Genomic DNA, 9,609 nt, shown 5'->3' on the forward strand with positions numbered 1-9,609 from the left:
GGCTGGTGGCGAGCGGCAACACGTTCCTGCCGTCGCACATCACGATGAAGCTGGCTTCCTCACCCTGCAGGAACTCCTCGATCACGACGCGCGCGACGCCGGCGTTGTGCTGCACGCCGAGACGGTTGTCCCCGCTCTTGCCATCACCTGCGCCGAGGATCCAGTCGATCGCCTCATGCGCCTCGGCCGCCGTCATCGCGACCACCACGCCCTTGCCGGCCGCCAGGCCGTCGGCCTTGATCACGATCGGCGCGCCGTGCTTGTCGACGTGCGCATGCGCCGCCTTCGGGTCGTCGAAGGTGGCGTACAGCGCGGTCGGGATGCCGTGGCGCTGCATGAAGTCCTTCGCGAAGGCCTTCGAGCTCTCGAGCTGCGCGGCGGCCTGCGTCGGGCCGAACACGCGCAGCCCGCGCGCGCGGAACTCGTCGACCACGCCGGCCGCGAGCGGCCCCTCGGGGCCGACCACCGTCAGCGCGATCTTCTCGGCCACCGCGAAGTCGGCCAGCGCCTTGACATCGGTGATCGCGACATTCTTCAGCCGCGCGTCGAGCGCGGTCCCCCCGTTGCCCGGCGCGACGTAGACCACCTGCACCTTCGACGATTGCGCGAGCTTCCAGGCCATCGCGTGCTCGCGCCCGCCCGAACCGATCACCAGAACTTTCATGCGTTCACTCTCATTCGCCCAGAACGGCGTTGTGGAAGACATCCTGCGTGTCGTCCAGGTCTTCGATCACGTCGAGCAGCTTCTGCATGCGCTGCGCATCCTCGCCGCTCAGCTCGATGGTGTTCTCGGCGCGCATCGTGACCTCGGCCACGTCTGGCTTCAGCCCCGCGCCCTCGAGCGCCGCCTTGACCGCCTCGAAATCGGGCGGCGCGCACAGCACCTCGATCGCGCCGTCGTCGTCGGTCACCACGTCCTCGGCACCGGCCTCGAGGGCGACTTCCATCACCTTGTCCTCGCTGGTGCCGGGGGCGAACACGAACTGGCCGCAGTGCTTGAACTGGAAGGCCACCGAGCCCTCGGTGCCGAGGTTGCCGCCGTACTTGCTGAAGGCGTGGCGGATCTCGGCGACGGTGCGCACCCGGTTGTCGGTCATGCAGTCGACGATCACCGCGGCGCCGCCGATGCCGTAGCCCTCGTAGCGGATCTCCTCGTAGCTGACGCCCTCGAGGTTGCCGGTGGCCTTGTCGATGTTCTTCTTGACGGTGTCGGCCGGCATGTTGGCGGCCTTGGCCTTCTCGACCGCCAGCCGCAGGCGCGGATTTTCCTTGACGTCGCCGCCGCCCTGGCGTGCGGCGACCATGATCTCGCGGATCACGCGCGTCCAGATCTTGCCGCGCTTTTCATCCTGACGCCCCTTGCGGTGCTGGATGTTGGCCCATTTCGAATGTCCGGCCATGAAGGCTCCTCTGAGGGCCCACGCCGGCAGCCGGGTGGGCAATGTTCTTGGATAGACTGCAATTTTACTTGTCCGCCCACCGGAGACTCCCATGGCCGAGCCGATCCTGATCGCCAAGCACGACAAGGCGGAGTGTTTCCTGCTGCCGGCGCTGGCCAACCGCCATGGCCTGATCACCGGCGCCACCGGCACCGGCAAGACGATCACGCTGCAGACATTGGCCGAAAACTTCAGCAAACTGGGCGTTCCGGTGTTCATGGCCGACGTGAAGGGCGACCTGACCGGCATCACGCAGGCCGGCAAGGTCGGCGACAAGCTGGCCGCCATCCTGAAGGAACGTGGGCTCGACGCCCCGGCGTCGGCCGCCTGCCCCGCCACGCTGTGGGATGTGTTCGGCGAGCAGGGCCACCCGGTGCGCGCCACCGTCAGCGACATGGGCCCGCTGCTGCTGGCGCGCATGCTGGCGCTGAATGAAACGCAGGCCGGCGTGCTGAACCTGGTGTTCAAGATCGCCGACGACAACGGGCTGCTGCTGCTCGACCTGAAGGACCTGCGCGCGATGCTGCAGCACGTCGGCGAGAACGCGAGCCAGTTCACCACCGAATACGGCAACGTCAGCGCCGCCAGCGTCGGCGCGATCCAGCGCGGGCTGCTGCAGATCGACGAGCAGGGCGGCGACAGGTTCTTCGGCGAACCGATGCTGAACATTGCCGATTTCATGCAGTCGGTGGATGGCAAGGGCGTGGTCAACGTGCTGAGCGCCGACAAGCTGATGAACGCGCCGCGCCTGTACGCGACCTTCCTGCTGTGGATGCTGTCCGAGCTGTTCGAGCAACTGCCCGAGGTCGGCGACCTGGAGCAGCCGAAGCTGGTGTTCTTCTTCGACGAGGCGCACCTGCTGTTCAAGGAGGCGCCGGCGGCGCTGGTCGAGCGCATCGAGCTCGTCGTGCGGCTGGTGCGCAGCAAGGGCGTCGGCGTCTATTTCGTGACGCAGAACCCGCTCGACATCCCCGACAGCGTGCTGGCCCAGCTCGGCAACCGGGTGCAGCATGCCCTGCGCGCCTTCACGCCGCGCGACCAGAAGGCCGTCAAGTCGGCCGCGAGCACGATGCGGGCGAACCCGGGGCTCGACATCGAGACGGCGATCACCGAGCTGGGGGTCGGCGAAGCGCTGGTCAGCCTGCTCGACGAGAAGGGCCGGCCGAGCGTCACGCAGCGCGTGTTCGTGCTGCCGCCGGGCAGCCAGATCGGGCCGATCACGTCCGACCAGCGCAAAGCGCTGGTCGCGAGTTCGCTGGTGGCCGGGGTCTACGAGAAGGCGGTCGACCGCGAGTCGGCGTACGAGAAGTTGAAGGGGCGCGGCGTGGCGAGCGCCGATGCGGGGCGCCCTGCCCCGTCGTCGACGTCCTCACCGACATCCACGTCCACCCCGATGCCCACGCCGACCGCCGGCCAGCCACCCGCCGAAGCCGGCAGCGGCTGGGGTGGCATGCTCAACGACGTGCTGTTCGGCAGCACCGGCCCGCGCGGCGGCAAGCACGACGGGCTGGCGCAGACGATGGCGAAATCAGCGGTGCGCACGATCGGCACCAGCGTCGGCCGCGAGCTGATCCGCGGCGTGCTGGGCAGCTTGCTCGGCGGCAGCAAGCGCCGATGAGGCGTCACGGCAACACGTTCAATTTCACCCCCGGCACCGCGGTGACGCGTGCCTCGCTCGCCACGTTGCCGATGATGCCGTTCGCGAAGAAGCTGTTCTGCGTGTCCGGCTCCAGCGCCGCGATCACCAGGTTGGCGAGCGGCTGGCTCAGCGGCACGTAGTAGCTGCCGATCGGCACGTCCATCAGCGACGGCCTCAGCTGCACCTGCGCATGCACCACCGCACCGCCGTCGGCGATGGTGCCGCGCACGTCCTGGCGTGCACCGCTCTCGCGGCTGGTCTCGGCATAGGTCTCACCCTGCATCACGCCCATCGCAGCCACCTGCTCGACCCGCACGCCCAGCGTGCGCAGCCGCATCACCGCGTCGCCCTGGTCGGCGGCCAGCCAGTAGCCGCAGGGGCGCGGGCGGGTCTTCAGCGGCTGCAGCTCGAGCGCCGAATCCCAGTTCACCACCAGCGCCTTGTCGGCACCGGTCGCCGGGTCGAGCATCTGCAGCGTGTATTCGCTGGGCGTCGGGCCAGCCTCGACCAGCGCCTCACCCTGGCAGGCCTTCGCGGCCACGTCGGCATCCACGTACTGGCGCAGCTTCACCAGGTCGGCCGAGCGGTCGGCCGCGCTGCGCAGGAAGCTGCCGATCGCGACCACGTGCGTCTGCACGCGTCGCTTCAGGTGCAGCCGGCCGATGCCGACGCCGCGCGTCTCGATCAGGATGCTGACGGCGTTCTTCAGCCCGTTGACGTTGCGGCCGGTGTCCGGCTGGGTGCCGCCCATCGAGATCTTCTTGTCGTTCACGTCGACCGAGGTCGTGTAGTACCACTCGGAGCTGAGCCCCTGCTGCTTCAGGCTCGCGAGCATCGGCTGGCGGAACCATTCCTCCGAGGCCTTCGTGATGAACTCCGGCAGGTTCGCGGTGGTCGCGTACTGCACCAGCGCATCGAAGCGCTGCACCGCGCCGAACTTCTCGAGGAAGCGRCCGACCACCGTGTACTCATGCGAATCGACCACCAGCACCGGCTGGAAATCGCGCACCAGCCGGGCCTGGGCCTGCGCCTCGGGCGTGCGCAGCAGCAGGTGGTCGCGGTTGGCGTCGATGCCGCTCGCGGTGACGCGCCGCTGCGCCTGCGCGCCGTCCGGGTTGGCACGCGGCAGGACCACGACGTTGATGCGCTCCAGCAGGTCCTGCAGGCTGCCGCCGGCCAGCTCGCGCGCGAGCACGATCAGCGCCTCGGCGCCGGCCGGCTCGTCGCCATGCTGCTGGCCGACCAGCAGCACCGTCGGCCGGCCGCTCTTCAGCACGGCGGCGGGCGACATGTCGGGGTTGCGGGTGAAGAGGATCGCCTCGAGCGGCACGCCCGACTGCGAACTGCCCAGCGGCAGCAGCGTCGCGTTGCGGCCGCCATGCACGATCTCGCGCAGCACCGCCTGCAGCTCGGCATTGGTCGTGAAACCGGGGTGGCCGGGCTGGAAGGCTGGCGTGCGGAAATCGACCGCCGGCTCGGGAAAGCGCGCCGCCACCGCGTCGTTGTAGGGCGCGGGCTGCGGCGCTTCGGCGGCCGGCACGGGCGTCGCTGCCGGCACGGCCGGGGTCGGCCGCTTGGCCGGCGGCATCGGCGGCCCGCCGGCGGGCGTCCACGCGGGCATCGGCGAACTGCAGCCGAGCAACGCCGTCACGGCCAGCAGCGACAGGCCGGCGGCGGCGCGCGACAGCGGGGTGGAAGAGGACATGCGGGTCTCCGTTGGACGCTTGGGCGGCGCTGACTATACCGGCGGCCGCGGCCTCCCCCGCCCCGCCCTCGTCCCTCCCTCGTCCATTCACGCCGCGCGGCCGGCCGTTCGCGCCGGCAGGCGCCGCTTCGTCGCAGCGCGCTGGGCCGCGGCGGGCTGCGCCGGCACAGTGCGGCCATCGACCCACCCGCCACGGAGACACCCTATGTTCCTCGCCATCGTCCAACACGCCCCGCTGTGGGCCTGGGGCCTGCTCGCCGGCCTGGTCGCCCTCGGCCTGTGGCAGACGCTGCCGCGCCAGATGCTCAGCACGCAACCGGCCTTCGCGCGCGGGGTCGCGCTGGTCCATGGCGCCGCCTGAGCTTGAACCCGAATCGCCTGCCGCACAATCCGCCGATGCCGCCCCCGCTCGACAACACCGCCATCCGGCCGCACGATTTCCTGAAGCACGGCCTGATGGTCGTCGGCTTCAACAGCTTCATCGGCCTCGTGCTGGCCTTGAACCGGTCCGGCCCGTGGCAGGTGCAGATGATCTACTCGCAGGCGATCGGCCTGAGCATCTGGGCATTGATGGATTTCGGGCGGTTGGTCGTGAAGATCAATCCGCAGACCGGCTGGCCCGAAGGCTGGCGCCGGTTCGCGCTGCAGGGCGGCGCGATCTTCCTCGGCTACCTGGCCGGCAGCACGATCGGCGATGCGCTGAACGACCGGCCGCTGCTCGACATGTGGCGCATGGCGCCGCGCGCGATGCTGAGCTACCTGCTGATGTGCATCGCGGTCAGCGCGGCGATCTCGTTCTTCTTCTACGCCCGCGGCAAGGACCAGATGCGGCTGCGCCAGCTGGCCGCCGCGCAGCGCGATGCGGCCGAGAACCAGCTGAAGCTGCTCGAATCGCAGCTCGAGCCGCACATGCTGTTCAACACGCTGGCCAACCTGCGCGTGCTGATCGCGCTCGACCCGCCGCGCGCACAGACGATGCTCGACCAGTTGATCGCCTTCCTGCGCGCGACGCTGTCGGCCTCGCGGGCGACGCTGCATCCGCTGTCGGCCGAGTTCGCGCGGGTCGGCGACTACCTCGAGCTGATGAAGGTCCGCATGGGCGACCGGCTGCAGCCCGCGTTCGACCTGCCGCCCGAACTGGCCGCGCAGCCGGTGCCGCCGCTGTTGCTGCAGCCGCTGGTCGAGAACGCGATCAAGCACGGGCTGGAGCCGCACGTCGACGGCGGCCGGCTGCTCGTCGGCGCCCGGCGCGACGGCGACGCCCTCGTACTGACCGTGCGCGACACCGGCGCGGGCCTCTCCGCAACGCCGGCCGACGGCACGCATTTCGGCCTGGAGCACGTGCGCCAGCGCCTGGCCACGCTGTACGGCGAGGCCGCATCGCTGACGCTGGCAGGCGCGGCCGATGCCGATGGCGGCACGCTCGCCACCGTTCGACTGCCCTGGAGCCCGACCGCATGAACATCACCGGAATGCAGGCCACTGCGCTGATCGCCGAGGACGAGCCGCTGCTCGCCGCGAACCTGAAGGCCGAGCTGCGGGCGCTATGGCCGGCGTTGAACATCGTCGCCAGCGTCACGCATGGCGAAGCCGCGGTGCAGCAGGCGCTGGCGCTGCGGCCGCAACTGCTGTTCCTCGACATCCGCATGCCCGGCATGACCGGGCTGGAAGCCGCACAGGCCATCGCCGAAGACTGGCCGGACGACGGCAGGCCGCTGCCGGCGCTGGTGTTCGTGACGGCCTACGACGAGTACGCGCTGCAGGCCTTCGAGCAGGCCGCGGTCGACTATGTGCTGAAACCGGTGCAGCCGGCCCGCCTGGCGCAGACCTGCACGCGGGTGCAGGCCGTGCTGGCGCAGCGGGCCTCAGGCGGTGGCGGCGCGATCGACGCCGCGATCGACCAGCTGCGCCAGTTGCTCGGCAGCGGTGGGCCGACCGCACCTGCGGCGCCCACGACACCTGGCGCGCCGCTGACGGTGATCCAGGCCGCCGTCGGCAACGCGATCCACCTGGTGCCGGTGGTCGACGTGCTGTATTTCGAGGCGGCCGACAAGTACGTGCGGGTCGTCACGCTGGAGCGCGAGTACCTGGTGCGCATCTCGCTGCGCGAACTGTTGCCGCAGATCGACCTGCAGCGTTTCTGGCAGATCCACCGCGGCACCGTGGTGCGCTCGGACGCCATCGCCACCGCGCTGCGCGACGAGGCCGGCAAGGTCACGCTGACCCTGCGCGGCCACGCCGACCGGCTCGCGGTGAGCCGGCTCTACGCGCAGCTCTTCAAGCCGATGTGATCAGTGGCGGTGGCCGTCGCGGCCGTCGCGCCCACCGCGGTCGTCACGGCGACCGTCATGGTCGTGGTGGTCATGGCGCCCGTCCCAGCGCGGCACCACCACCGGCACCGGCCGCACCACCGGATACGTGTGATAGACCGGATAAGGGCGGTACACCGGGTAAGGACGATAGACCGGGCGCGGGCGATAGACCACCACCGGCGCGGGCTGCACGTAGACCGGTGCCGGCGCGTAGTAGGCCGGCTGCACGTAGACCGGCTCGGCGTAGACCGGTTGTGAATACGCGGGCTGCGAATACACCGGCCCGCTCGAGACGACGGTGGTCACCGGCGGCAGGTTGACGCCGATCGACCATTGCACATTGGCGGCATGCGCGCCTGCGGTGGCCAGCGCACCCACCAGGGCCAGCGCGGCGACGAACGGGGTCTTGCGATTCAACATCGTGAACTCCTGTGTTCCAGACACTGCGATCGCAGCGTCATGGGTCTACAACGTCACAACGTGTTCGCGCGAAGACCGGTTTCCGTGTCGATTGGTAAGCCGCAGGTTTCTGGAAGGTTAAGTTGGCCGCCAGACTCGCCTTACTGACGGGCGCGGTGCATCGCCAGTTCCAGCAGCGAGCGCAGGTCGCCGAGTTCGGTCAGCACCTCGAACGAGAAGCCGGCGCGGCCCGGCCGATCGCTCAGCAGCAGTTCGTCGAAATAGGCCGGCAGGCTGAGCGGCTTCTCCCACAAGGCGGCCAACCGATTGACGACGTGCGGGTGGCGCTGCGCCGTGCTCAGCGGCTGGTAGCGCGGYGGCAAGGATGCAAGCCATTCTTCGGCGATGCCACTGAGGCCGACATGCTGGGGCGCGCGCTTCGGTGGCGGCGGGCGGACCTGCAGGCCGAACGGCCCGTCCATCAGTGCCGATGGCGCGGTGGCCATCCAGCCGGTCTGGCTGGGCGTGAAATCGAAACCGGAGTTCACCGAACGGGGTGGTCTGTTCATGGCACCGATTGTTCGACTGCGTCCCGCCGCTGAAAAGGGCGCAGCGCCCCTCTGCTCGCGGGGGTGGATACAACCAGATACAAGACAGCGTGAGAATAATCACGACTTGCAGACGACCGGCGTGCATCCAGGGGCGGGAACTACAATGAATTCACGCTTCGCAGCCCTGCGCAGCGCCCCAACCCCTTGAATCCCCAGCCCATTTCATGAGCGACCCCCACAGCAAGGCATCGCCCGGCGAGTCCGCCGCCTCCGACGTTCGGCCGACCAATTTCCTGCGGCAGATCATCGAGCGCGACCTCGACCAGGGACGCTACGCGGGTCGCCATTTCGCTGGCTCCCCCGGTGACGCGGCCCATCAGGCCGGCGGGCCGCTCGACGCGGCGCGCATCCGCACCCGCTTCCCGCCCGAGCCGAACGGCTACCTGCACGTCGGCCACGCGAAGAGCATCTGGCTGAACTTCGGGCTGGCGCGCGACTTCGGCGGCGTGTGCCACCTGCGCTTCGACGACACCAACCCCGAGAAGGAAGAGCAGGAGTACGTCGACGCGATCATCGAGCTGGTGAAGTGGCTGGGCTTCGACTGGCGCAGCGACGTGAACGGCGCGCCGGTCGACCACCTTTTCTACGCGAGCAACTACTTCGAGTTCATGTACCGCGCGGCCGAGGCGCTGATCGGCGCCGGCCACGCGTATGTCGACGAGCAGAGCGCCGACGCGATGAAGGCCACGCGCGGCGACTTCAACACGCCCGGCACCGACAGCCCGTTCCGCAGCCGCACGCCGGCCGAGAACCTGGCGCGCTTCCGCGAGATGCGCGACGGCAAGCTGGCCGATGGCGCCGCGGTGCTGCGCGCGAAGATCGACATGGCGTCGCCGAACATCAACCTGCGCGACCCGGCGCTCTACCGCATCAAGCGCGCGACACACCACAACACCGGCGACACCTGGTGCATCTACCCGATGTACACCTATGCGCACCCGATCGAGGACGCGCTCGAGCAGATCACGCACAGCATCTGCACGCTGGAGTTCGAGGACCAGCGCCCGTTCTACGACTGGCTGCTCGACACGCTGTGCGGCCTGGGCCTGCTCGCGCAGCCGCGTCCGCACCAGCATGAGTTCGCTCGGCTGAACCTGACCTACGTGATCACCAGCAAGCGCAAGCTGAAGCAGCTGGTCGACGAGAAGCACGTCGACGGCTGGGACGACCCGCGCATGCCGACGCTGGCCGGCCTGCGCCGCCGCGGCTACACGCCGGCGGCGATCCAGCTGTTCTGCGAACGCATCGGCGTGACGCGCGACTACAGCTGGATCGACTACGGCACGCTCGAGGGCGCGCTGCGCGACGACCTGGAAGGCAAGGCGGCGCGCGCGATGACGGTGATCGATCCGGTGAAGCTGAAGCTCGTCAACTGGGCCGAGGTGTTCGGCAGCGCCGCGCACATCGAGCCCTGCCACGCACCGGCGCACCCGCACGTGCCCGAGCTCGGCCAGCGCGAATTCGGCCTCGGCCCCGAGCTGTGGATCGAGCGCGACGACTACGC

Annotated in this window: 10 protein-coding genes; 5 read left to right on the forward strand and 5 right to left on the reverse strand. The window is 69.5% G+C overall.

Annotated features, from left to right (window positions below):
- Positions 1–664 (reverse strand): phosphoribosylamine--glycine ligase (locus AC1D12_RS15175; protein WP_477841268.1); only part of this gene is annotated, 664 nt, incomplete at its 3' end.
- 10 nt (positions 665–674) lie between these two features.
- Complete coding sequence (locus AC1D12_RS15180) at positions 675–1,400, reverse strand: YebC/PmpR family DNA-binding transcriptional regulator (protein ID WP_047505587.1); 726 nt, start codon at positions 1,398–1,400, stop codon at positions 675–677.
- Positions 1,401–1,491: 91 nt separating this feature from the next.
- Here AC1D12_RS15180 and AC1D12_RS15185 point away from each other — a divergent pair, with 91 nt between their 5' ends.
- Positions 1,492–3,057 carry a helicase HerA-like domain-containing protein gene (locus tag AC1D12_RS15185; protein WP_477827899.1) on the forward strand — a complete coding sequence of 522 codons (1,566 nt, stop codon included), beginning with the start codon at positions 1,492–1,494 and terminating at the stop codon, positions 3,055–3,057.
- 4 nt (positions 3,058–3,061) lie between these two features.
- On the opposite strand, the gene AC1D12_RS15190 is transcribed toward AC1D12_RS15185, so the two are convergent.
- Positions 3,062–4,783 carry a M14 family metallopeptidase gene (locus AC1D12_RS15190; protein WP_477841270.1) on the reverse strand — a complete coding sequence of 574 codons (1,722 nt, stop codon included), beginning with the start codon at positions 4,781–4,783 and terminating at the stop codon, positions 3,062–3,064.
- A 205-nt stretch (positions 4,784–4,988) separates the two neighbouring features.
- Between AC1D12_RS15190 and AC1D12_RS15195 the strand changes: the two genes are divergently transcribed.
- The 3 genes from AC1D12_RS15195 to AC1D12_RS15205 are packed head-to-tail and all read left to right on the forward strand — an operon-like array spanning position 4,989 to position 7,074.
- Positions 4,989–5,144: a hypothetical protein gene (locus AC1D12_RS15195; protein ID WP_477829208.1), complete on the forward strand. Its 156-nt coding sequence runs from the start codon at positions 4,989–4,991 to the stop codon at positions 5,142–5,144.
- A gap of 35 nt (positions 5,145–5,179) precedes the next feature.
- Positions 5,180–6,244 carry a sensor histidine kinase gene (locus tag AC1D12_RS15200; RefSeq protein WP_477841272.1) on the forward strand — a complete coding sequence of 355 codons (1,065 nt, stop codon included), beginning with the start codon at positions 5,180–5,182 and terminating at the stop codon, positions 6,242–6,244.
- Positions 6,241–7,074, forward strand: coding sequence for a LytR/AlgR family response regulator transcription factor (locus AC1D12_RS15205; RefSeq protein WP_477827231.1), 834 nt, complete (start codon positions 6,241–6,243; stop codon positions 7,072–7,074). Before AC1D12_RS15200 ends, AC1D12_RS15205 begins: the two co-directional genes overlap by 4 nt.
- Here the strand turns inward: AC1D12_RS15205 and AC1D12_RS15210 are convergent, their stop codons facing one another.
- A complete protein-coding gene (locus AC1D12_RS15210; protein ID WP_477827230.1) occupies positions 7,075–7,515 on the reverse strand; it encodes a hypothetical protein in 441 nt (146 codons plus the stop codon).
- A 140-nt stretch (positions 7,516–7,655) separates the two neighbouring features.
- Positions 7,656–8,063, reverse strand: a complete 408-nt coding sequence (locus AC1D12_RS15215) for a hypothetical protein (RefSeq protein ID WP_477827229.1) — start codon at positions 8,061–8,063, stop codon at positions 7,656–7,658.
- A 206-nt stretch (positions 8,064–8,269) separates the two neighbouring features.
- Between AC1D12_RS15215 and glnS the strand changes: the two genes are divergently transcribed.
- Positions 8,270–9,609, forward strand: a 1,340-nt coding sequence (gene glnS, locus AC1D12_RS15220) for a glutamine--tRNA ligase (protein WP_477841274.1), incomplete at its 3' end; no start/stop codon positions are given.

The organism is Rhizobacter sp. P1_G5 (assembly GCF_056405435.1).